20 protein-coding genes and 1 other annotated feature are annotated in these 23,148 nt (G+C 43.8%); of the genes, 1 reads left to right on the top strand and 19 read right to left on the bottom strand.

Going from position 1 to position 23,148, the window contains the following annotated elements:
• Window positions 1–178 precede the first annotated feature (178 nt).
• The 15 genes from radC to TV75_RS14390 form a co-directional block, all read right to left on the bottom strand.
• Window positions 179–889, bottom strand: a complete 711-nt coding sequence (gene radC / locus TV75_RS14460) for a RadC family protein (RefSeq protein ID WP_044339510.1) — start codon at window positions 887–889, stop codon at window positions 179–181.
• A 33-nt stretch (window positions 890–922) separates the two neighbouring features.
• Window positions 923–1,489 (bottom strand): Maf family protein, encoded by a 567-nt coding sequence (locus tag TV75_RS14455; RefSeq protein WP_044339509.1) that lies wholly within the window; start codon window positions 1,487–1,489, stop codon window positions 923–925.
• Between the two features lie 187 nt (window positions 1,490–1,676).
• Window positions 1,677–2,657 (bottom strand): SPOR domain-containing protein, encoded by a 981-nt coding sequence (locus TV75_RS14450; protein WP_044339508.1) that lies wholly within the window; start codon window positions 2,655–2,657, stop codon window positions 1,677–1,679.
• Window positions 2,658–2,757: 100 nt separating this feature from the next.
• Window positions 2,758–3,516, bottom strand: coding sequence for a hypothetical protein (locus TV75_RS14445; protein ID WP_044339507.1), 759 nt, complete (start codon window positions 3,514–3,516; stop codon window positions 2,758–2,760).
• On the bottom strand, window positions 3,513–4,130 hold the full coding sequence (locus tag TV75_RS14440; protein WP_044339506.1) for a hypothetical protein: 618 nt from the start codon (window positions 4,128–4,130) through the stop codon (window positions 3,513–3,515). Before TV75_RS14440 ends, TV75_RS14445 begins: the two co-directional genes overlap by 4 nt.
• A complete protein-coding gene (gene pilM, locus TV75_RS14435; protein ID WP_044339505.1) occupies window positions 4,114–5,085 on the bottom strand; it encodes a type IV pilus biogenesis protein PilM in 972 nt (323 codons plus the stop codon). The genes TV75_RS14440 and pilM overlap by 17 nt, the downstream gene beginning before the upstream one ends.
• Window positions 5,086–5,106: 21 nt before the next feature.
• On the bottom strand, window positions 5,107–5,850 hold the full coding sequence (locus TV75_RS14430) for a prepilin peptidase (protein ID WP_044339504.1): 744 nt from the start codon (window positions 5,848–5,850) through the stop codon (window positions 5,107–5,109).
• Between the two features lie 9 nt (window positions 5,851–5,859).
• Entirely contained in the window at window positions 5,860–6,306 is a 447-nt protein-coding gene (locus TV75_RS14425; protein WP_044339503.1) for a type IV pilin protein, read from the bottom strand.
• A 116-nt stretch (window positions 6,307–6,422) separates the two neighbouring features.
• On the bottom strand, window positions 6,423–7,634 hold the full coding sequence (locus TV75_RS14420; RefSeq protein WP_044339502.1) for a type II secretion system F family protein: 1,212 nt from the start codon (window positions 7,632–7,634) through the stop codon (window positions 6,423–6,425).
• A gap of 2 nt (window positions 7,635–7,636) precedes the next feature.
• Window positions 7,637–8,674 carry a type IV pilus twitching motility protein PilT gene (locus TV75_RS14415; RefSeq protein WP_044339501.1) on the bottom strand — a complete coding sequence of 346 codons (1,038 nt, stop codon included), beginning with the start codon at window positions 8,672–8,674 and terminating at the stop codon, window positions 7,637–7,639.
• Window positions 8,675–8,688: 14 nt separating this feature from the next.
• The gene (locus tag TV75_RS14410; protein WP_044339500.1) at window positions 8,689–10,347 is read right to left on the bottom strand and encodes a GspE/PulE family protein; all 1,659 of its coding nucleotides are present in this window, start codon (window positions 10,345–10,347) and stop codon (window positions 8,689–8,691) included.
• A gap of 25 nt (window positions 10,348–10,372) precedes the next feature.
• Window positions 10,373–11,428, bottom strand: coding sequence for a VanW family protein (locus TV75_RS14405; RefSeq protein WP_044339499.1), 1,056 nt, complete (start codon window positions 11,426–11,428; stop codon window positions 10,373–10,375).
• Between the two features lie 262 nt (window positions 11,429–11,690).
• Window positions 11,691–13,403: a sensor domain-containing diguanylate cyclase gene (locus tag TV75_RS14400; RefSeq protein ID WP_082051292.1), complete on the bottom strand. Its 1,713-nt coding sequence runs from the start codon at window positions 13,401–13,403 to the stop codon at window positions 11,691–11,693.
• A gap of 109 nt (window positions 13,404–13,512) precedes the next feature.
• Window positions 13,513–14,826 carry a bifunctional folylpolyglutamate synthase/dihydrofolate synthase gene (locus TV75_RS14395; RefSeq protein WP_044339498.1) on the bottom strand — a complete coding sequence of 438 codons (1,314 nt, stop codon included), beginning with the start codon at window positions 14,824–14,826 and terminating at the stop codon, window positions 13,513–13,515.
• Window positions 14,827–14,960: 134 nt separating this feature from the next.
• Window positions 14,961–17,612 carry a valine--tRNA ligase gene (locus TV75_RS14390; RefSeq protein WP_044339497.1) on the bottom strand — a complete coding sequence of 884 codons (2,652 nt, stop codon included), beginning with the start codon at window positions 17,610–17,612 and terminating at the stop codon, window positions 14,961–14,963.
• A gap of 69 nt (window positions 17,613–17,681) precedes the next feature.
• Window positions 17,682–17,909 (bottom strand) — a binding site (T-box leader).
• Between the two features lie 163 nt (window positions 17,910–18,072).
• Between TV75_RS14390 and TV75_RS14385 the strand changes: the two genes are divergently transcribed.
• The gene (locus tag TV75_RS14385; RefSeq protein ID WP_044339496.1) at window positions 18,073–18,261 is read left to right on the top strand and encodes a hypothetical protein; all 189 of its coding nucleotides are present in this window, start codon (window positions 18,073–18,075) and stop codon (window positions 18,259–18,261) included.
• Between the two features lie 39 nt (window positions 18,262–18,300).
• Here TV75_RS14385 and ysxE read toward each other — a convergent pair whose 3' ends face one another.
• The 4 genes from ysxE to hemB form a co-directional block, all read right to left on the bottom strand.
• Window positions 18,301–19,329, bottom strand: coding sequence for a spore coat protein YsxE (gene ysxE / locus TV75_RS14380; protein ID WP_044339495.1), 1,029 nt, complete (start codon window positions 19,327–19,329; stop codon window positions 18,301–18,303).
• Between the two features lie 139 nt (window positions 19,330–19,468).
• Window positions 19,469–20,677 carry a stage VI sporulation protein D gene (gene spoVID / locus TV75_RS14375; protein ID WP_044339494.1) on the bottom strand — a complete coding sequence of 403 codons (1,209 nt, stop codon included), beginning with the start codon at window positions 20,675–20,677 and terminating at the stop codon, window positions 19,469–19,471.
• 135 nt (window positions 20,678–20,812) lie between these two features.
• Window positions 20,813–22,105: a glutamate-1-semialdehyde 2,1-aminomutase gene (gene hemL / locus TV75_RS14370; protein WP_044339493.1), complete on the bottom strand. Its 1,293-nt coding sequence runs from the start codon at window positions 22,103–22,105 to the stop codon at window positions 20,813–20,815.
• 55 nt (window positions 22,106–22,160) lie between these two features.
• A complete protein-coding gene (gene hemB, locus TV75_RS14365; protein WP_044339492.1) occupies window positions 22,161–23,135 on the bottom strand; it encodes a porphobilinogen synthase in 975 nt (324 codons plus the stop codon).
• Window positions 23,136–23,148 lie beyond the last annotated feature (13 nt).

The following is a 23,148-nucleotide window of genomic DNA, read 5'->3' as shown; positions in this document are numbered from 1 at the left end:
CAATCACTCTCTATCCTCGTAATTTTCGTCACAATAATTGTACGTTCATGCATAACGAAAAGACTCATCCCTTTGTAGAATGACTCCCTTTTTCATAGACTGCGTTATATAGAATCACCATATTGTTTGTAAAAATCATAAGCTTTATTATATCGTAACCAGGAAAAAAATCATAGTGTCATAAATACCCTTTTTCCTTTAAACTGATAAACTTTTTCTCCCCTATTATAAGATGATCGAGTATATCAATACCAATGATTCGACCGCATTCCACTAATCTTTTTGTCACTTCGATATCTTCCCTGCTTGGAGTCGGATCTCCCGATGGATGGTTATGGATACAAATGATCGATGCGGCGGATCGTCGAAAGGCTTCTTTGAAGACCTCCCGGGGGTGTACGATGGAGGCATTCAGACTTCCGATAAAGATGGTTTGTTTGTGGAGAACTTGATTCTTTGTGTTGAGGTATAAGCATACAAAATGCTCCTGTGCCAGGAATCTCATATCGTTCATGACATAATTGGCTCCGTCCTCGGGGGAACGGATGCTGTATCTGTCATCAAAGGCCAAGTTGCTGATTCTTCGGCCGAATTCGACGGAGGCCATGATCTGAACCGCCTTTGCAAGACCGATTCCCCTCGTTTTCGTAATCTCTTCAAGGGAAGCATCCTTTAATAGATTCAATCCATCAAAATGATTGAGGAGCCGGTTGGAAAGTTGAAGAACAGACTCGGATTTTGTTCCGGTCCGGAGTAGAATTGCCAGGAGCTCCTGGTTGGATAAACTGGCTGCTCCACTATGAATCAATCGTTCCCGGGGTCTTTCATCTTGAGGGAAATCCCGGATCATCAGCCTGTTTTCTTCTTGGTGGGGTTTTGTTTTTACCATTGGTTCCTCCTTTTCTTACGTAAAGGAGTCATTCTATTGAAGATAGCCCATTTCAAGTAAAACACGATTCACCCGGGAGATGGGTAACCCAACGACGGAGAAATAATCGCCTTTTATTTCTTTGACAAATTTCGCTCCGATCCCTTGAATCCCATATGAACCAGCTTTATCAAAAGGCTCTTCCGATGCAATATAGTCGTCAATCTCTTTAGGGGTCAACTCCCAAAACGTAACATCCGTTTTTTCATAAAAAAGTTTCTCCACATCACCATTCAGGATCGCAACGCCTGTGTAGACAGCATGGGTAGAACCTGAAAGCATCGTCAGCATTTCTTTCGCTTCTTCTATCGATTCCGGTTTTCCAAGGATCTGTCCATCCTTCGTTACGACGGTGTCGGACCCGATCACATAATGAGTGGGATACTGATTCGCTATTTCTTTTGCTTTTTTCTGTGCAAGGTACATGACGACTTCATGAGGCAATAAGTCAGATGAGAAGGTTTCCTCTACAGTAGAGCTTATGACGGAAAAAGAGAGTTGGATTTGTTTAAGAAGTTCTTTTCGACGAGGAGATTGTGAAGCGAGTATGAGGTTGGACACACCATACCATTCCTTTCAGAGTAGAAATTGGGAGATACAAGAATATACTACCAAATTCCTCCTCTCTAAACAAGTGAAAATAGAGCCCCCACTCTTATGTCAAGCAGGATTAAACCTGACATAATGAGAGAAAGGCCCTATTTTCAATAAGGATTATTTCCTAGAAAATAGTCTAATTCAGTCGAAATTATAATCCGCTGTAAAGTTGAAGATAGGACAATAGCTCTTCCTGGACTTTTTGTGCATCCGCCGGAGACTTCATCGCTGCTGCAAGATTCCCTGCATTGACCAGGGATTTTTTCATGGAAGCGACGGACTCCTGTCCTACTTTGATCCCTTCCAATTCCTTTACGCCCGATTGAATGCTTTGGATGGCAGTTTCGTCAGGGGACCCGCCGGCCATTCCCTTGCTGCTCTCCTCTGCTATAGCGTTGTACAGGGCATTCCCTTTTTCTAAAAAGGTTTTCTCTTCACCCGAAGCGTTTATTCCCTTCGCTTCAAGGACAAAGTCTTTCGCATATACGTCCACCCCTTGTCCTTTCAATTCTCCACCCAGTGTTTTAGCTGTCTCAAGATCTCCCGACACACCCACTAAGAGAAAGAATTGTCCATCCTTTTCCACGCTTGCACTGGCAATGCCTTTCCCTGATAAGGTGTCCTTCATGGCCTTCAATGATTCCTCTGATGAAAACACACCGCCTTGAAGAATCGACGTTGAGAAATCCTGTAATTCAACAGCAGATACAGCCTGCTTTCCTTCCGTATTTCCTTCCGCTGTACTATCTTGCAGCGTTGCCGCGGGTACGGAAGGACCATCCGTTGTCGTAATGACTTTAAGCGTGCCGAATCCCAGCACCGCCCCCACCACAACCGCACCAATGATCGACATTAAAAGATTAACAGAGTCCTGAAAAGGATTTTTGAAAGACTTCCGCTTCTTTTTGCTTCCTGTCACATAGTTGATTTTTTTGTATTCCTTTGGAGGCTGGGCTTCCTCATCGTCCGGAAGGATCCAGTCGAATCCATTGTCTTCCGCTTCTTCACCGGCAGCCGCTTCAGATTCTCCCAACTTCCAATCATAAACAAGAAGATCTTCCTCAAAATGTGTTTTTTCACCATTAATTTTAATAGAAATCTTTTTATCATTCCCTTTTCGTTTATCCATCATCGCCACCCTCCTTCATCTATTTTTTTCCATGCTATCACAAACAATAAAAAAAAGAACAAGACTTTTGTCGTCTTGTCCTAATAGGTTTTCGTCAAATTTTTTAGTTTTCATTGTCACTGTCATTCGTTGTCATGGATGGATCCGTATACTGAATAAAAGGATCCTTCTTCATCGAAGGAGACGGACTATCAATGGAAGGCACACTGTCTTGTAAATCCGTAAGTCCGGGTAAGTAAAAAGCAGAAGCCACCAGTTGATAGCTTAAAGCTTGAGGCTGCCCCCCATCCAGTACGGGGCTCATTTCTTCCTTTCCTTCAAACACAAGTTGATTGATCTCTACTATCCGTTCAAGATTTTCTAATTCACTAATGAACTTCTCCATGGCAAAATAGTTCTCCGATTCTACTGTCATGGTAATCTGTAATCTCTTTACAGAAGAAGTGTCCCCGTCCGTCACTTGCTCCACTGGAGGTTCTCCTCCATCTCCCGGGGCGGGATCTTCATTTTCTTCACTGAAAAACAGGAAGTCTTCCTTCGAAAAGCTCATAGATTGAATGGTACTTTGTGACCTCACCTCCGCTTTTTCAAGCTGAAGGATGAGCTGTTCCGTCAGCGGATCGACGGGGATCTGCCCTTGCAAACTTTTAGTATCCCTGTATGAATGATTTTCTATTTGAGAGGTCTTTTTTTCGATTGCCGCTAAAATCTTTTGTTCTGTTTTCAGTCCCTCATGTGTAACCCTCAGCCTGTCTTTTTGAGGAGAATAGACGAAGAAATAAAAGAGAAACAGGGTAATGAGGCACGCTGACGTCATTCCTATTAAAAGCATTCTTTCTTTTTTGTTCAGTGCTGATATCATTCCCCGACCTCCTCTTCTAAGGAGGTGTCATCTAACTCTTGAAGTTTAATTAAATCAAGGGAAAGTGAAAAATCAGCCAGATACCTGGGGACCACTCCACTTTCACCCCAGCCCATTTCTTCAGAGGTCATATTATTTGTCGTGATTTCCAGGATTTCCGCTTCTTTCATCCATTCTACTTCCTTTAAATGATGCAAATAATAGGCTGCTTCCCGGGATGAATCAAATTGTATAGAAGCATTAATCGATTGTCTCCCACTATATTCAAAGGTCTGAATGAAACCGCGGGGAGGAAGTAACGAGATCAGCTCATTGAGTACAGGAACTGTCTCGATTGGATAATTTGTCATCCATTCAATGGTTTCCTCAAGCTGCCGCGCTCCTTGGGAAGACTCGGAATCAAGCAGTTTGGTTTGCTGTGCGTCAATGATTTTTTTCGTTTGAGAGATTGATTCAAGAGTTCTTTCCGTTTCCGTTTGAACACTTCGAAGAGAAAAAAAGAAGAATAGACATGAAATAAAAAAGACGAAAAGAATGATAGCGATACTATAAACAAACACGGAATTCTTCTTTTCTTTTTCTGGCAATAGGTTAATATCAATGAGATTCAACATATTGCACCTCTTTTAGCGCGAGACCCAGGGCTATGGCAAACTTACCGGGTATCTTCCCGTCATTCACCGTGTTGATCCCTTCCAGACGGTGAAAGCCGACGGGGATGCTGAGTCTTTCCTTTATATATCTATCAATCTCATTTATATTCGGATGATCTCCACTAATGAGAGCCCGTTCAACAGAGAACTCCCCTTTATGGAGTGAATACTGATAAAAGTTCATCACTTTCTCTATTTCACTGAACGCATCTTCGACATTTCTCCAAGAGAGATGCTCTTCCATCAATACATTCTTATTTTCCTGCTCCAACACAATCGGTCTTGTAAAGATCGGTTTATGTCCCCGGAAAATGGAGATGGTTAATAATCTCTCATCAAAATGCAGGAACATTGTATGCTCATGTGGTGAAACGGACCCTTGCTCCACTGATAATCTGTAAAGAGCGAGGGGGGAAATATCTGCAACAACAGGCTTCAATTTCGCATCCTCCAGGACGTCTTTGTAGCTATCCACCACTTCCTGATGAGATGCGATCAAAAGAACCTCCCTGCCGTCCTGCACTTCACCCAATAAAGCAAAATCAAAAACAGGATCCTCAAAAGGTAAATGAATGCTTGTACCAATTTCCAAAAACAAGTACCCCTCTATTTCATCCTCTTTAAGATCAAGGGGAATCGTCACTTTTCGTACCACAACAAACGGATCGGGTGCGACAAATCGGATCGATTTTCCTTTAATTCCCCACTCCTCTATACATTCTTCCAAAATAAATGATAGAGTCTGTACATCCATGATCCTCCCACCTTTGATGACTCCGTCAGGAAGGGAGCGCTCCCCAAATGCCTGAACCAGTAGTGGAGAAGTCTGCTTCACCTCTAGAAAGCGGATGGAATTGTCTGTAAACACGATATTGGATGTTTTTTTGCTGCTAGAGAGAAACGATAGTAAACCCATAGAATGAACCCTTTCTTTACATTAATAGAAAAAAGATAGATAAGCGGATAGGATGCTATCGTAATACAGATAAGCAAGGATGGTCCCTAAAGCGATGAACGGCCCGAACGGAATCGGCTTCCCTTTTTCGATCACTTTGAATGCCAGTGCAATCAAGCCAAAGACCGCTCCAAAGAAGGTTGCCAGCATAAAGGACAGGACCGTGACCTTCAATCCGACAACGAAACCGATGACTCCATAAAGCTTGATATCGCCTCCACCCATCCCGCCTTTACTGACGATGGCGATAAGAAGAAGGAGCCCAAAGCCAACAGCGGCACCGACCAGACCATCCCACCACGGGGTCAGGGGAATAAACAGGCGTTCCAGCAAAAAAATCCCCCCAAAAAACAAAAGGACTTTATCAGGGATGACCATATACGTTAAATCAGAAACCGTAATGATGATGAACAATGAAATGAGCGTCCATGCCACAAGGAGCTCCCATACGAATCCAAACTCCAGATACGCCAGGACAAATAGACTAGCATTCAAAGCTTCCATAAACGGATATAAAGGAGAAATGCGCCCTTGACACCGGCGGCATTTCCCCTTTTGAATGAGATAAGAAAAGACAGGGAGCAGCTCGATGGCAGTCAGTTGATGACGGCAATACGGACAGCTTGACCTTGGCTTTACGATGGATTTCTTTAACGGCACCCGTAGGCCGACTACGTTGTAGAAGGAGCCTAGGAGGAGTGCGTAGAAAATAATAAGGATTATCACTCTTTAAAATTATTCTCCTTCTTTAGGTGCAGGAGCTGGGATAGTTTCTGCATCTCTCTTTGCATCATTAATATCCCTTACAGAAGCATTTGCAAATTTTATAGTTACACTCCCTTTAGTACCGGTACCATTTAAAGTTAATGTATTATCATCATTTACAGTTACCGAATATCCTGACTCCATAATGTCATCATTTTCTTCAAGATAGTCTTCTAAATCAGTAGCTTCTAATGTTTTATCCTCTGGAATACTTTCTGAAGAAACATATAATTTTGCCGCATTTAAGACTTGAATTCCTTCAGCTTTAACTGCATCCGCACGTGACTTCTCAATAATATTCCCAATACTCGGCACAGCAATCGCCGCAATAATCCCCAAAATCACAATAACAGCAAGAAGCTCGACCAGGGTCAAACCTCTCTCATTCTTCAACATCTTTTTCATTTTCTTCAACATGTTTTCATTTCCTCCCATAACCTTATGTAGTACTTTAGTACTCTTTTAATCTACCTATATTATACAACACAGAAAATAAAATATAAGTCTAAATGTGTAAAAATTTATCATATTTTCTAGAATTTTTGTACATTGTTAAATATTTCAAACATTGGGATCATGATGGCTGTTACGATCGTGCCGACAAGTCCCGCCAATAGGACGATCATGAGTGGCTCTATCAGTGCTTTAAGTTGATCTGTGGAGTTTTCCACTTCTTTTTCGTAGAAGTCCGCCACCTTGGAAAGCATGCTGTCAAGTGATCCCGTTGCTTCTCCGATGGAAATCATTTGTGAGACCATGGGGGGAAAGGCCCAGTGTTTTTTCATGGGTTCCGTTAACGTTCCGCCTTTTTCCAGTGATTCTCTCGATTCTTTGAGAACCGCCGCAATCACTTCATTTTCCACAACCCGTTCGACGATGGCCAGGGACTGAAGGATGGGAACCGAGCTTGAGAATAGGGAACTCAATGTCCTTGTCATGCGGGCTAAAACCGCTTTTTGGAGTAGTTTGCCGAATATTGGGATGCGCAGTAAAAAGTAATCCAGATAGTATTTTGACTCTTTTCTCTGTCTTACCATTGCGATTCCTGTGATCATGAGCAGAACAAGGAATAAAAGAAGGTACCAAAAACGCTGCACGGTTTCACTTGCCCCTAGGACGAATCTCGTGATTAACGGTAATTCTCCCCCGAAATCGTCAAACATATCCACGAAAGTCGGCACGACAGCTGCCAGTAAGAAGATGACCACCCCAATGGCGATGACACCGACCACTGCAGGATAGGACAGGGCCGCAATCACTTTTTGCCGGGTACCATGCTGCTTTTCATAGTGATCTCCGAGTCTTTCCAGGGTTTCATCCAGACTCCCCGTTGCTTCCCCGGCTTTCAGCATATTGATGAAGAGGGGCTCAAACACTTTCTTATGCTTGCCGAATGCCTCGGAAAGGGGATGTCCCTCCCTCAATTCCATTTCTACGTCCGTAAGAATTTTCGTCAAAGCTTTACTATCTGTTTGACTGCCGAGAATGCGGGTCGCGTCCACCACGGTGACCCCCGCTTTCAATAGAGTAGAGAATTGCCTGAGAAAAATCACCATGTGCTGAAGCTTGACAGGGTTCCCTAAAGTAATCTCTTTCGTCAGTAGAGTCTCCGGGATTTCCTCAACTGAAATGATGCGGATGCCTTGATTCTTCAGCCTGAGCATGGCCTCTTTTTTTGTGGGAGCCGTGATGTGGCCTTTTTTCTTCCCTTTTTTGTCTCGTCCTTCGTACCTGAATCTGCTCATCTTTAACGGTTCTCCTGAAGAAATGGAGATGCCACTTCAATTGAAATCATACCGGCGTGCAGATATCTGCTGACATTCGATTCAAAGAGCTCCATTCCCTGCGCTTTAGAGGTTTGCATAACAGAGGGAATTTGATGAATCTTTTCGGACCGGATAAGATTGGCAACGGCTGAATTATTCAAAAGGATTTCCGAGACAGCAATCCTTCCATTTTTATCAACCGTAGGCAGGAGGCGCTGAGCAATCACTCCCTGCAGAACCGATGCTAGCTGAACCCGGACCTGGGATTGCTGTTCGGCCGGGAATACATCTATGATCCTCTCGATTGTCGAAACGGCACTGGACGTATGCAGGGTCCCCAGGACTAAATGACCGGTCTCGGCTGCTGTGATGGCTGTTTGAATGGTTTCCAGGTCACGCATTTCCCCTACCAGAATGACATCGGGGTCCTGCCTCAATGCACTCCGCAATCCGTATGCAAAGGACTTTGTATCAAACCCGACTTCCCGTTGATCAATGATGGAAGAACCGTGCGTATGTAAGTACTCTATCGGATCCTCAAGCGTTATGATATGCTTCCTCATCGTCTGGTTCATATAATGAATCATCGAAGCGAGGGTCGTCGATTTCCCGCTTCCGGTCGGCCCGGTCACTAACACCAACCCTTGATGCTTTTCTGCTATTTTCATTAAAACAGGCGGGAGCTTCAGTTCTTCCAGGGTCGGAATATTCCCAGGCACAACCCGTAAGGCAATCGAAATACAAGATCGTTGAAAATAGGCATTCACACGAAATCGCGAGACACCTGGGAGTGCATAAGAAAAGTCCAATTCCCCCCGCTCCTTGAATTCCGTCCATAAATGATCGGGAACAATGGCTTTAGCCATTTGCTCTGTATCTTCCGGCTTCAGCACATCCTGCCCATACCTCTTCAAGTCTCCATGAATGCGGAAAACCGGTGCCGATCCTACTGTTAAATGAATATCAGAGGCCTTTAATTCAAATGCCGCCCGTAATAGATGATCTATCCGTTCCTTCAAGTCATACACCTTCTTTACTCTATTGCTACACGCAGTATTTCCTCTGTCGTCGTCAATCCCTGCTTCACCTTAAACAATCCATCGTCCAAAAGAAAAATGGTTTTGTGATTGATGGCAACTTCCCTTAAAGTGGAAAGGGATTCATTGTTCATGATGATCCTCTTCATTTCATCGTTTACGACCAGCACTTCATGAATGGCCATTCTTCCTTTATAGCCCGTCATATTGCACGAAGCACACCCTCTGCCACGGATGACCTTTTCGATGGTCATGCCTCTGCGATCAAAGATTTCTTTCTCCCTCACTGTGGGGATTTCTTCCTGTGCACAATCCCGGCACACCTTCCGGACAAGCCGTTGAGCGACAATTCCGCTGACGGAAGTCGCGACCAGGAAGGGCTCGACCCCCATATCGATCAGGCGGGTCACGGTACTCAAGGAATCATTCGTATGGATCGTACTGAGAACCAAATGTCCCGTCAACGAGGCTCGTATCGCTACTTCAGCCGTTTCTCTATCACGGATTTCCCCCACCATGATAATGTTGGGATCCTGTCTCAGGATGGACCTGAGGCCTGCAGCAAAAGTAAGGCCGACATTGGTGTTCACCTGGATTTGGTTGACCCCCTCCAATTGATATTCAACCGGATCCTCGACGGTAATGATATTGACCTCTTCACTATTCAGCTTGTTCAAGGCTGCATACAGAGTGGAAGATTTACCTGAACCAGTGGGACCTGTAATAAGCACGATCCCGGTGGGCCGATCAATCAGGTCCTGAAATCGTTTAAGGTTCAAGCTGTTGAAACCAAGCTGCCCCAGGTCATTCAACGATGAACTCAGGTCCAGTATACGGAGGACGATCTTTTCCCCATACACTGTCGGAAGTGTGGATACCCTTAAGTCGATCGGGCGGAAATCGATGTTCGTTTTGATTCTTCCATCCTGAGGTACCCTGTGCTCCGTGATATCCAATTGAGACATGATTTTGATGCGGGCCGTCAGCATACTTTGCATATGCTTGGGGAGGGATCGATCTGTCCGTAAGATGCCGTCCACCCGGTAGCGTATATGTACTTTTGTTTCCTGGGGATCGATATGGATATCGCTCGCCTTTTGCGTCATGGCATTGGATAGCAATTGATTGACGAGTCTCGCGATGGGGGAGTCCTGATCTGTCAAAGCTTCGTCCTCTAATGGAGGAGGCTCATTCCCCATCCCTTTCAACTCTTCAAAGCTTTCATCCATATCGTAATACTTATTGATTGAACGGAGGATATCGTCCTTTGTTGCGATGGATGTCTCAATATAGAATCCAGTGGACAATCTCAGATCCTCGATCGTGTAGAAATCCATTGGATCTGCCATCGCCACGAACAGCTTATCTCCTTCTTTTTTTAACGGGATGATGAGGTTCCGCTTGGCCACTTCTTTTGGAATCAAATGAAACAGCTTTGGGTCAAACGGGTATCGAAATAAGCTGACGTGAGGTATGCCCAGTTGAAACTCCAGCACTTCAATCAGCTGCTGCTCCGTAATGTATCCTTTTTGTAAAATTGCATCTCCCAGCTTCTGATCGATCCCTTTTTCCCTAAGAGCCGTTTGAAGCTTTTCTTCTGTCAACAAACCTGATTCAACTAATAAATCGCCTAAACGTTTCCGCTCTTGCGCCATGCTATCCCGCCTGCCTGTCATTTTCTTATTTCATATCGGTCACTGGTAGATCCTTTTCAGAAGAAGAAGCATTGGACTCCTCTTTCTGTGAAGCAGAATTTGAATCCGACTTTTCTTCTTCCTCTTGATTAGATGGACTCTTTTGAGGATTTGAGCTCCCCTGGGATACCTGCTCTCCGACCTCAGAAGTCGTTTCATCCGCCCCTGAAACATCGACCGCTTCCCCTGCCACGTAATCTTTCATACTATGTAACTCTTCTTTATGAACGGGCAGGTAAAAGTCTTCTGATACTTTCTCTTCCTTGAGAAGTTCACCCTTCATCGTCTGAAAGCTTCTCCATACTTCAACCTGCATGCCATTTCGGCCTTCTTCCGTCACCATTATTTCACCTAAATGTAAATATGGGCTGTACTGCTTGATCACTTTCGGTTTAAATGACTGCTCGTTCCGTCGATCCACGGTCACCCTATATGGAAGTTCGGCACCTTTCAGTGAGATGGAAAGCACATCTCCTTGCCATTGAAGTATGATCGTATAAGATCCATCGTTAGGATTTGAGAAAACAAAGTCCTTATCCTGCTCTTTATTTATGTAAGCTTCCAATCCTAATTCAATACCATCAGGAAGCCCCCTGCTCTGATTTCTCTCAATCACCTCAAAGTTTGTCGGCAGTATCAGCTCATAAAGATATGAAGCGAGAGTGCTGAGATCCTGGTCAGTTGCTCCAGTGAATCCTTCCCCTTCAATAAACTCCAGTAAGGAAAACGGTGAGGTCCCTCCTATTACAATCTCAGGGTACGAATCAATGAACTGCTGAAGCCCCGGTGTTAATGGTAGACTTTTTACGTTGACCTCCGAAATGGTTTCAATGGACGCGGCATGAGTCTCGCCACCTCGTTTGTCTTCTGGATTTTGATCAGAAAGACCGGCCACGTCTTTCATTCCACTATCGGAAACGGGTTGAGTCGGTGATAGCAAGCGATCATAGGCAAAAGCACCCAGATGAGCAAGACTGAATAAACCTATGCTGCATAACACTAAAAATACGGATAGCTTTGTAATAGGTATTCTTTTACTCATCACAGATGCCCCTTTTTTACATTTTCCTTATTGGTTTTTAGATGTTTTGAAGAATGATTGAAAGCTGATTTAAATTTTGTTGAAGTAGGAACTTAGAAGTATAATTCGATGAAAATTAACAAAATTCGACTACTACTATTTTAGTATATACACTTGCAAATGAAAAGCTACTATCTGTTATTAATAGAAAAAAATAGAAGAAAAGTCATAATTTTCGTTCATACAAAAAACACCTCCCCATGCAGGAAGGTGTTCTCCGGATTCATTTCACATACTGAGCCACCCGATTCCGCCCAGCCTGCTTGGCACCTGTATATAATGCCCGATCCGCATGGCGGATAAGAGCAAGCGTATCATCGGCGTCCTCCGGTGCGGTCGAGACCCCGATACTCGCTGTGATCCTGACCATCATTCGTTTGTTGGATTCGTCCAGGCTGTCATGGAGGGTGAAGGGCTCATTGGCAATCGCACCTCTCACATGCTCAGCAAGTCGGAGTGCTTCATCCCGTTTCGTATCCGGAAGAAGGATGACAAATTCCTCCCCTCCATATCTCGCAACTGTCCCCCTTGAATCAATAAGGGTGCGAAGGCGGTCGGCAAGTTCAATCAGGATTTCGTTACCGCTCTGGTGACCATAGTTATCGTTAATCACCTTAAAGTGATCCAGGTCGAGCATGATGAGAGAGAGACTTTGTCTTTTCCCAGCATCGAGATGATTGAACTCCAGCGACAGGAGATCTTCAAAATAGCGGTAATTGTATAGTCCTGTCAGGGCGCATCTTTCACTGTTTTTCTTCGTCCGTTCATGGTGCCTTGCATTTGCGATTGCCACCCCTAAATAGGAACATAAAATATCGACGATCATCAATTGATATTTTTCATAGGCTTTCTTTTTGGAAGAGGCCAATAGAAGAATCCCTCTTACCTTTTGGCTTCTTACAATGGGAACGCACAAAACGCTTTCCACTCCATCGGGCATATACCCTTCAGCGATGTCGGTCCATTCAGATCGGGAAGTATAAAGGACGGACGTCCCGGTTTCCCACACTACACCGCTGATTCCCTGGCTTTTCTTTAAGGGACGCAGGTTATTCGCCTTCATTTCACCATTTTCTACACGCCTTAAGAGAACAAGTTCTTCATCCTGGCAATCAAGGATATATGCATACTCAACGGGCAGGGTCTCAATGATTTTCTCGATGAATATATCAAGCACTTCTTTTACTTTCAGGCTTTCCGTTAATTGGTGACCGATTTCACCCGCTTTTTGAAGGTATTCATTGATTTTTTCAGAAGAGTTATAGAGCTTTAAGATGATCGATAAGCTCACAAAAGGGATACCGATCAATAGAGAAGCGAAGGCTCCCAGTTCAAACGTTAAATAATAGAGAGATAATGAGAGAGGGAACATGATCATGTTTGCGGTAAAGTCCCAAACGAAATCCTTGCTGTAAAACCGGACATCATTGTTCACTACATAGTGTTGATACAACAAAAGTAGAATTTGATTGATCATGATCGAAACGATTTGATAACTGAGAATCGGAAATAGTAATTGACCGATATCCCTTAATCCCACTTCTCCACCAAATAGAAAATAGATGAGGCCGCTCACTAACGAAACAAGAAAGAACATCACTGAATTCAAGGGAATTCTATGCCAATCGGTTTTGGTCAGCCTGAGTCGGATAAGCAATGGGATAATAGAGAATTGCATGAGGACGATCTCAATAAATAATCCATACTTTATAAACCCTACGAGGGTCACCCACTGGATGAAGAAAATGGTGGCACCATTTATCACAATGGGCATAAGTGGGATAAAGGTGGCAAAAGCCACTAAGGTTAAAAGCTCCAGCTCATTTCCTGCAATATTTTCAGGAGGATAGTTCTGATATGTAAAATACAATCCAGCAGGTACAAGGGCTAGCCAGGCCAGCAATATGTACAGCTTCTTTTTTACTGATAATGTCATATCTATCCCCCAAAGGTCTACATTCGATTTAATATAGTCCGATCATACTACACTAGTCAAATAGTCACAAGTTTAAGAATAGTGTATCAAAGCAGTTCAATTAAGTCACTTACTTTTTTCTGTAATTTTCTAATTCTTTAAGAAGATAGGGTTTTACCTCAGATAGAAAATACAAAGAACCTGTTACGAGCAGTACTTCATTTTCTTTCAGCTCGGGGATTTTCTCGTGAAGATACTCTTTCCAATGCGGAACTTCTTCCTTATGGGGATGGGAAGATAATCTGTAAAGCTCTTCTGCTGAAGCCACTCTTGGAAAGTCAAAGGTCGTAAACCCGATCGCATCGACTGCTTCTTCGAGATGGGAAATCATCGGCTGTAAGTCTTTGTCATTCAATGCGGAAAATAGAACCGTCACCTTCTTCTCCATAAAGCGATCCTGGATCGTTTTCACCAAGGCCTTGATTCCTTCAGGATTATGAGCACCATCTATATATATTTCCAGTTTATTTGAAAGGAGTTCCATCCTTCCCGGCCACGAGGCTTTTTTCAATCCAGCTTTTATGTGTGTCCCTTCTACTTTAATGACCTGCTTTTCAGTAAGCAGTTCTATTACCTTTATGGCAATTGCCGCATTGTTCATTTGGTGAGTGCCAATCATCGAAAGCTCGTACGTTTCATTCAATGAAGGTGAGTGATAGGAAAATCTTTCACCTTTTTCAAGGATCGAAAGGCGTTCCACTGAAAAATCCTTTCCAAGTTCAAATAAATCGCTATCCATTTTTAACGCTCTATCTCTTATCACATTCGCTGCTTCTTCTTGGTGGACCCCTGATATGACAGGAACGGAGCCCTTGATGATACCGGCTTTCTCAAAGGCGATGTCTTCTAATGTGTTCCCCAGGAATTGCATATGGTCAAGGCCTATGCTCGTTATGACTGAAGCCATGGGGGTGATGACATTCGTTGAATCGAGTCTTCCACCGAGTCCAACCTCATAAAGGACGAGATCGACAGGTTTCACTTCTGCAAAATAGTAAAAGCTCATGGCTGTTATGACCTCGAATTCAGATGGACTTCCCCATTCGGATTGTTCCATGCTCTCGGCAATGAGCTTTATTTTTTCCACAAGAAGAGTTAAGTCTGCATCTGAAACAGGCTCTCCATTGATACTGATTCTCTCATTAAACCTCTCAAAATAAGGTGAGGTAAACGTGCCTACAGAATACCCTGATTGCTGCAATACATTTCGCAAATAGGTTACAGTGGACCCCTTACCATTTGTTCCACCGATATGAACGGTTTTGATTCTTTCATGGGGATTACCAAGTTCCTCTAACAAGCACTGCATTCTCTTTAGCCCTGGTTTGATTCCTAGTCTGAGTCTTGAGTGTATCCATTCAACGGCTTTTTCATAGGTTAACACTTCTTATTCACTCCCTCTTTCAGGTTTCATTAGAAAAAGGGCTCTAATCAGGTCTGATTGCGGATAGGATTTCCCCTGTAACAATCAGACCTTCTTTTAAAGCCCTCTTCTTAACCTTTATGCACTCGGTACAATTAAACTGATTTCAGCTCTTCTATTCTGGCTTTGACAGTCGCTTGTTTTTCCAAATAATCTTTTTCTTTTGCTTTTTCCTCATCTACTACTTTCTGAGGGGCTTTGCTTACAAATTTTTCATTGTTCAGCTTACCTTGAACACGGGAAACTTCTTTCGTCCATTTCTCCAGTTCTTTTTGCAGGCGGGCAATCTCTTCTTCGATATTGATCAGCCCTTCCAATGGAAGGAATAAGTCTACACCCGTAACGACCGCGGTCATCGCTTTTTCCGGTGTTTCTAAATCTGTACCCATTTCAAGCTTCTCCGGGTTACAGAATTTTTCGATATACGCTTTGTTCTTTTCGATGATCGTTAGCGTATGTGCATCTTTTGCCTTCAGCATCAAGTTGATCTGCTTGCTCATCGGCGTGTTAACCTCTGCACGGACATTACGTACGGCACGGATGATGTCAACGAGAAGCTTCATCTCTTCCGCTGCTGCTTGATCTGTCAGGTCTTCTTGAACCGTCGGCCATGCAGCGACCGTAATGGATTCGCCTTGATGCGGCAAGTTCTGCCATATTTCCTCGGTAATAAACGGCATGAACGGGTGTAAAAGTCTCATTGTGTTGTCGAGGACATGAGCGAGAATCGAACGGGTCGTTTTCTTAGCTGCTTCGTCCTCTCCATATAGAGGCAGTTTCGCCATTTCAATATACCAATCACAGAAGTCATCCCAGATAAAGTTATAAAGGACGCGACCAACTTCACCGAACTCGTATCGATCTGCTAAACGTGTCACAGTTTCGATCGTTTCATTTAAACGAGTAAGGATCCATTTGTCAGCAACTGATTTTTCACCTGATAAATCAATTTCGTCATATGTCATGCCATCCATATTCATAAGGGCGAAACGGGATGCATTCCAGATTTTATTTGCAAAGTTCCATACAGATTCTACTTTTTCAAAGGAGAAGCGTAAATCCTGACCCGGTGAGCTGCCTGTAGATAGGAAGTAGCGCAGTGAATCTGCTCCGTACTTTTCAATGACATCCATTGGATCTACACCGTTTCCTAATGACTTACTCATCTTACGTCCATCTGCATCGCGAACAAGTCCGTGAATCAGTACATCTTTAAATGGACGTTCACCCGTGAACTCCAGGCCTTGGAAGATCATGCGTGATACCCAGAATCCGATGATGTCATATCCCGTCACAAGTGTGTTGGTTGGGTAGTAGCGTTTAAAGTCCTCTGCATTCAGATCAGGCCAGCCCATTGTAGAAAACGGCCATAGAGCTGAACTGAACCATGTATCCAGTACGTCCTCTTCTTGTGTCCAGTTTTCAATGTCTTCCGGCGCTTCGTTGTTTACATAGATTTCGCCCGTTTCTTTATGATACCAGGCCGGGATGCGATGTCCCCACCAAAGCTGACGGGAAATGCACCAGTCACGCGTGTTCTCCATCCAGCGCAGGTAAGACGTCTCAAAGCGGTCAGGTACAAAGTTGACCTTGTTCTCTTCCTGCTGAAGTTTTACAGCTTCTTCTGCCAGAGGATCCATCTTAACGAACCACTGAGTGGAAAGATAAGGCTCAACCACCGCTCCGCTTCTTTCCGAGTGACCGACTGAATGCATATGCTCTTCAATTTTGAACAGAACGCCGGCTTCTTGAAGGTCTTTCACGATTTCCTTACGACATTGGAACCGATCCATCCCTTGGTATTTATCCGCCTTGTCATTCATGGTTCCGTCTTCGTTCATCACAAGAACACGTTCTAAATTGTGGCGATTACCGATTTCAAAGTCATTCGGATCGTGAGCAGGCGTTATTTTCACTGCCCCGGAACCAAATTCCATATCAACGTAATCATCTCCTACAATCGGAATTTCACGACCCACGATTGGAAGGGTAACGGTTTTACCGATCAGATGTTTGTAGCGATCATCTTCCGGATGAACCGCAACGGCCGTATCACCAAGCATGGTTTCCGGGCGGGTTGTGGCAATTTCAATGTGCCCACTTCCATCAGCCAGCGGATATTTCATATGATAGAATGCACCTTGTACATCCTGATGGATAACCTCAATGTCTGAAAGGGCCGTTTTCGTTGCCGGGTCCCAGTTGATGATGTATTCACCACGGTAAATCAGGCCTTTGTTATAAAGGTCGACAAATACCTTTTGTACAGCTTCCGATAAACCTTCATCCAACGTGAAACGTTCACGGCTATAATCAAGGCCTAATCCAACCTTGGACCATTGCTGACGGATATGCTCGGCATATTCTTCTTTCCACTTCCACGTTTCTTCCACGAACTTTTCACGGCCTAAATCATAGCGTGAAATGCCTTGATTGCGAAGTTTTTCATCCACTTTCGCCTGTGTTGCGATTCCTGCATGGTCCATACCCGGCAGCCATAATACATCGTAACCTTGCATGCGCTTCATTCTTGTGAGTATATCTTGCAGGGTTGTGTCCCAAGCATGACCAAGATGAAGTTTTCCCGTTACGTTCGGGGGAGGGATGACGATTGTGTAAGGCTCCTTCTCCTTATCGTTTTGGGCTTCGAAATATTTACCTTCCAGCCACCATTTGTATCTGCCTTGCTCAATGGCATTGGGATCATATTTTGTCGGCATAGATAATTGCTGATCTTGAGTTTCCATTTGTTTTCCTCCTATATTAGTGCGAATAACTACACTTTTCTAAAAAAATAAAAAAATCCCCCGTCCTATGAAAAGGACGAAGGATTCCATTCGCGGTACCACCTTTTTTCTCAGGAAAAATAAGCTTCCTGAACTCTCGACAATCAATAACGGCTTTTAACCGGCTTCTACTACTGTTATTCATAGAAACAGCTCTCCAGGCGACCTTCCATTGTCTTAACGTAGAAAATCTCTCAGCAAACGATTTTCCTCTCTGAAAGTAAGAATCAATGTACTCTTCCTGTTCATTGCTTTTCGTGATTATTTATTTACTCATTATAGTATAGGATAAGATAAACTTTCGTCAATCATTATCGCCAATTTTCCTGAAAAATATTCATTCCGCCTACTCCAGGCACCATTACGCATTGAAATCATAAGATAAAGTAGTGAATATACCCAGGAAAGTGAGTGGTCGAATATGAAAAAAATCAATCAATACACCATGCAGAAATGGATGGGAAACGCCAGGTTGATATGTAAGCAATTCATCATTCCCTTTACCATCTTCCAAGGGGTCCGGACCATCTTGCTTCCAACCACTTTCGATGTCCTTCTTTTAACCCTTTTTATCGGTATTGGGCTTGCCATTTATTTCGATTGGATTTAATGGACTGACGAACCTGGACTTCGCCAGTCCTTTTTTTATTTATTCTGCTTCAGCCGCCTGCTCCTGCTTCTGTTTTTCCATTTCATCCAACCGCATGACCACGTATTCCGTATTTTTCAGCAGCCAGTAGTGCCGTTGCAATTTCTTGAGTGATTTCCGTTCATTCCGCTTATCCTTCGGTGTATGAAAATACTTTTCCACCACTGCAATGACAGAGCTTGGATAAGCTAAATAACTCATGAACAGGAGCCGCTCTTCATTGCGTACTGTGAAATGCTGAAAATAGGTGGTGAGCCACTCGACACATTCCTCGTAATACTTAGGATAGGTTTTCAATGTTCTCGACAAAAACGGCAAGAGATCATGAAAGGGAGAAGCCATCTTTGAGTTCTCAAAGTTATGGAAATACCCCAAGCCTCTTTCATCGAATAGAAAGTGCTCCGTGGAAACCTTTCCGTGAGTGATGACGGTCCTCACCTTTTCAAGCTCCTTCGTCTCCTCATACCACTCATCAAGCATCTTGCGTGAAAATTTCAACGCTTGAGTGGCATCCTTGTAATACATGCAGAAATGCAATTGAAAAGGGGACATATACGTTGTTTTTTCACATGCTTCAACATACTCATCAAGAAACTGCTGTTCTTTATCCCACCTGGATGTCAACTGCTCGTAATGAGATTCTCTCTCCTCCTTATCAATCTTCACTTCTTGAGACGAAAGAGTATGCAATCTTGCCAATTCCCTGAACATTTTCTGATGCTTTTCAAATTGATCTTCCCTTTCCAGGTTCAAGAGCCAGGGCATCACATAGTATAACTCCCCTTCATTCCATACCGCATAACGCCCATCCAAGGTCGGGTAGATCGGGACAATGCGGTTATATCCCCTCTGAAACAATAGTTGCACATTCCGGACAAAATCAACGCCAGTCTGGGCAGGGATCTGCTTAACAGCCAGTGTGCCTTTATTGGAAAACACTTTGGAAATCTTCCCGTAGCTCTCAACAAAATGGGGTTCGACGCCATAAGGTTGTAAGACATGCTTTAATCCATCAAGCGTTTGTACCATTCCTCTCACCTTCTAAGATTACTTTTCTAAAAAAAACGGACTAACTCCAATGAATTTGGTGTCAGCCCCATTGTTTCTTTTATATATCCATTACGCTATTCATGGGTCTTAAAAATGGGAACGACTTCACCCGAATCCTTTAACCCTTGAAGACGTACTCGCTTTTCGGGATATAAAGAACCTGCCCTGCATAGACGTCTTGATTGGCTTCAAGTTGATTGACCCTCAATAGCTGCGGAATGGTCAAATCATACTTTTCTGCAATATAGTCCAGGGTCTCACCCTCTTGAACAATGCATACCCGTAACGTTGCACCCTTTTCCTCATCTTTTCTTGCAAAGAAGTCGGTCAATGAAATGCTTTCATATTTCTTTTTACCTTTTGTCTTTTTCTTTTCTTCCTCTCCTTCTTCCATCTCCGCTTCTACTGCGGGTGAGGAGGAGGATTCTTCTTCGACCTCCTGCTGCTTGTATTTAGGAGGCGGGGTGTAGGCGGCCTTTGGTTCGGCAGGCTGCTCTTCCGATGACTCACTCAGTTCATGCTGCGGCAGTTCAAACACGTTTTCTTTCCGGAAATAATTTTCCTCATAGGAATGAGTCGGATGGGCATCGTATTGAATCTGTACCGGTATTTCATCCTCTTCTCCGGCAGGCGGGGTCCGTCCTTCAAGGTTAAACGGCTGGTACTCGGCGTCTTCAAAATCCTCTTCTTCTTCATCCTCTTCAACGTTCGCCGCCAATTCTTCGACGTCGTAGTTCTCATACTCGTATACTTCTTCTCTTTCTTCTTGCTCTTCTTCTGTTTCTACTTCTTCCTCCGCTGTTTCTTCTTCTACTTCGGCCACTGCACTCGAACGGTAAAGCGGCTCGTATTCTTCCTCTCTGCTATATTCAGCTTCAAGGGGAGGATGCGTCTGCTGTTCTCCATAAATCCCGGTAATCGTTAAATCGGCATTTAATTTCAAGCATGCATTCTCAGGAACGATGTAGTCAAATGACTCAACGAACACATCAATGTCTCCTAAATTAGCAATTCGATTTTTCGGAATGGTCACATCCACCGGGAAACGATGAACAAATTCATATTCACCTTTTTCCCTTTTTTCTACAATTTGAACAAACTTTCCACCAGCTTCAAACTCATCCTCTTCTTCCCCTCTCGGTGAGGTGGGTAAATATTCACCCGAGAGATCAAGACTACCCCTGATAAGTACGTATTGCTCTTGTTCTTGAATCGTTATATGAGGATCTAAGGAGATAGATAGCAATTCTTCAACTTCCTGTCCTTTTTTAAACCAAATTGATTCTTCCAAAGAAAATCGCAAACACGATTGTTGTTCTTGTGACAAAAGAAATTCCTCCTTCCAGTTCTAAACAAAGAAATAGTAAACAATGCCATTATCACTTTATGAAACGAAAAGGAGGATTATGATAGGAAAACGAATATAAATAGCCGATCCTAAAAATAGGATCGGCTATCATCATTACTTCTTACTGATTTTCTCAAACGCTTTATCAGCTGCTTCGAGGGTCTTTTCAATATCTTCATCTGTATGAGCTGTCGATAAGAATAGTCCTTCGAATTGTGAAGGTGGTAAGAATACACCTTCATGGGCCATTTCACGGTAGTAATCAGCAAACATCTCCAAGTCTGATGACTTGGCACCTTCGTAGTTGGTTACTTCTTCATTCGTGAAGAAGATCCCGATCATGGAGCCTGCACGATTGATTCTATGAGGGATGTTATGTTTTTCTGCCGCTTTCTTTAAGCCTTCTTCCAACAGGTCCGCTTTGCGTGCGAACTCTTTGTACGTTTCAGGAGTCAGCTGGCTCAGGGTTTCATATCCAGCTGTCATGGCCAATGGATTTCCAGATAGGGTTCCGGCTTGATAAATCGGACCGCTCGGAGCAATCCTCTCCATGATTTCAGCTTTACCGCCATATGCACCTACCGGCAGACCCCCACCGATCACTTTACCTAAGCAAGTTAAGTCAGGTGTTACATTATAGTAGCCCTGGGCACATCCGTATCCGACACGGAACCCGGTCATGACTTCATCAAATATTAACAGGGAACCATGATTCTCCGTGATTTCACGCAGTCCTTCCAGGAAGCCGGGCTGAGGTGGAACGACACCCATATTTCCGGCAACAGGCTCTACAATGACTCCGGCAATATCATCTCCAAATTGTTCAAAGGCATAGCGGATGCTTTCCAAGTCATTATAAGGCACCGTAATCGTGTTCTTTGCCACGCCTTCAGGTACACCAGGGCTGTCAGGCAGGCCAAGAGTCGCCACACCGGACCCTGCTTTGATTAATAAAGAATCACCATGACCGTGGTAGCAGCCTTCGAACTTGATGATTTTATTGCGGCCTGTGTATCCGCGAGCCAGACGAAGGGCACTCATCGTCGCTTCCGTACCGGAAGACACCATACGCACGACTTCAATACTTGGTACTCTTTCAATCACAAGCTGGGCAAGCTTGTTTTCGATTTCCGTCGGGGCACCGAAGCTTGTCCCGTTCTCTGCTACTTTTTTAATGGACTCCACCACACGATCATTGCTGTGACCAAGAATAAGCGGTCCCCAGGATAGAACGTAGTCAATGTATTCATTTCCATCGATATCGTAAATTTTAGACCCTTTTCCTCTTTCCATGAAAATGGGATCCATCTTTACGGATTTGAATGCTCGTACGGGACTATTCACTCCGCCGGGCATTAATTCCACTGCTTCTTTGAACGCTTGCTTCGATTTCTCATATGAACGCAATATCGGTTCCTCCTTTAGTGATCTTTTAGTCATCCTTACAGGAACTTTCCACCAATTAGGATAACCAATTCGCTACATCTTTTGCGAAATACGTGATGATGAGGTCTGCACCCGCACGTTTCATGCTTGTCAGCTTTTCCATTACGATTTCCTGTTCGTTTACCCAGCCGTTTTGAGCCGCTGCTTTTACCATGCTGTACTCACCACTTACATTATAAGCGACAACGGGTGCATTAAAACGGTCTTTCACTTCCCTCATGATATCTAAATAGGACAGGGCAGGTTTCACAATTAAGAAGTCTGCGCCTTCTTCAATATCCGACTGTGCTTCTCTTAACGCTTCAAGGCGGTTGGCAGGATCCATCTGATAGGTTCTGCGATCTCCGAATTGAGGTGTGGAGTGTGCTGCATCACGGAATGGGCCATAGAAGCTTGAAGAATACTTGACGGCATATGACATGATCGGCACATCGTGATAGCCGGCTTCATCCAATCCGTGACGGATCGCCGCTACAAATCCATCCATCATGTTTGAAGGGGCAATGATATCAGCACCCGCTTCAACCTGGCTTACAGCCGTTTTCGCTAATAAATCAAGGGTTGGGTCATTCAATACTTTTCCGTCTTTCACGATTCCGCAATGACCGTGACTGGTATATTGACACAAGCAGGTATCAGCAATCACAACCAGTTCCGGATAATGCTCTTTCACAAAGCGTGTTGCCCGTTGGACGATCCCGTGGTCATGATACGCTTGTGTTCCCACCTCATCTTTTTCAGCTGGAACACCGAAAAGAATAATGGATTTGATACCCAAGGAAACCACTTCATCCATCTCTGCTTTTAAGTTATCAAGGGAAATATGATAAACTCCAGGCATGGAAGGAACGACATTCTTGATATTATCCCCTTCCACTACAAACAATGGATAGATTAAATCTTCTTTTCTTAGATGAGTTTCTCTTACCAACGCACGCATATTGTCTGATTGACGCAGGCGACGATGACGGTTAAAGTGCAGATCTTTCATGTATGAACCTCCT

The sequence above is a fragment of the Rossellomorea aquimaris genome, assembly GCF_000935355.1.
GTDB classification, from domain to species: domain Bacteria; phylum Bacillota; class Bacilli; order Bacillales; family Bacillaceae_B; genus Rossellomorea; species Rossellomorea aquimaris_B.
Note: the sequence above shows the minus strand (reverse complement) of the source record. Positions and strands in the feature narration are given on the sequence as shown.

Coding starts and splice junctions, on each gene's coding strand:
- radC (WP_044339510.1), bottom strand. CDS start 889: ATGGTAAAAACAAAACCCCACCAAGAAGAAAACAGGCTGATGATCCGG.
- TV75_RS14450 (WP_044339508.1), bottom strand. CDS start 2,657: ATGATGGATAAACGAAAAGGGAATGATAAAAAGATTTCTATTAAAATT.
- TV75_RS14445 (WP_044339507.1), bottom strand. CDS start 3,516: ATGATATCAGCACTGAACAAAAAAGAAAGAATGCTTTTAATAGGAATG.
- TV75_RS14440 (WP_044339506.1), bottom strand. CDS start 4,130: ATGTTGAATCTCATTGATATTAACCTATTGCCAGAAAAAGAAAAGAAG.
- pilM (WP_044339505.1), bottom strand. CDS start 5,085: ATGGGTTTACTATCGTTTCTCTCTAGCAGCAAAAAAACATCCAATATC.
- TV75_RS14425 (WP_044339503.1), bottom strand. CDS start 6,306: ATGTTGAAGAAAATGAAAAAGATGTTGAAGAATGAGAGAGGTTTGACC.
- TV75_RS14420 (WP_044339502.1), bottom strand. CDS start 7,634: ATGAGCAGATTCAGGTACGAAGGACGAGACAAAAAAGGGAAGAAAAAA.
- TV75_RS14410 (WP_044339500.1), bottom strand. CDS start 10,347: ATGGCGCAAGAGCGGAAACGTTTAGGCGATTTATTAGTTGAATCAGGT.
- TV75_RS14405 (WP_044339499.1), bottom strand. CDS start 11,428: ATGAGTAAAAGAATACCTATTACAAAGCTATCCGTATTTTTAGTGTTA.
- TV75_RS14400 (WP_082051292.1), bottom strand. CDS start 13,403: ATGACATTATCAGTAAAAAAGAAGCTGTACATATTGCTGGCCTGGCTA.
- TV75_RS14390 (WP_044339497.1), bottom strand. CDS start 17,612: ATGGAAACTCAAGATCAGCAATTATCTATGCCGACAAAATATGATCCC.
- TV75_RS14385 (WP_044339496.1), top strand. CDS start 18,073: ATGAAAAAAATCAATCAATACACCATGCAGAAATGGATGGGAAACGCC.
- ysxE (WP_044339495.1), bottom strand. CDS start 19,329: ATGGTACAAACGCTTGATGGATTAAAGCATGTCTTACAACCTTATGGC.
- hemB (WP_044339492.1), bottom strand. CDS start 23,135: ATGAAAGATCTGCACTTTAACCGTCATCGTCGCCTGCGTCAATCAGAC.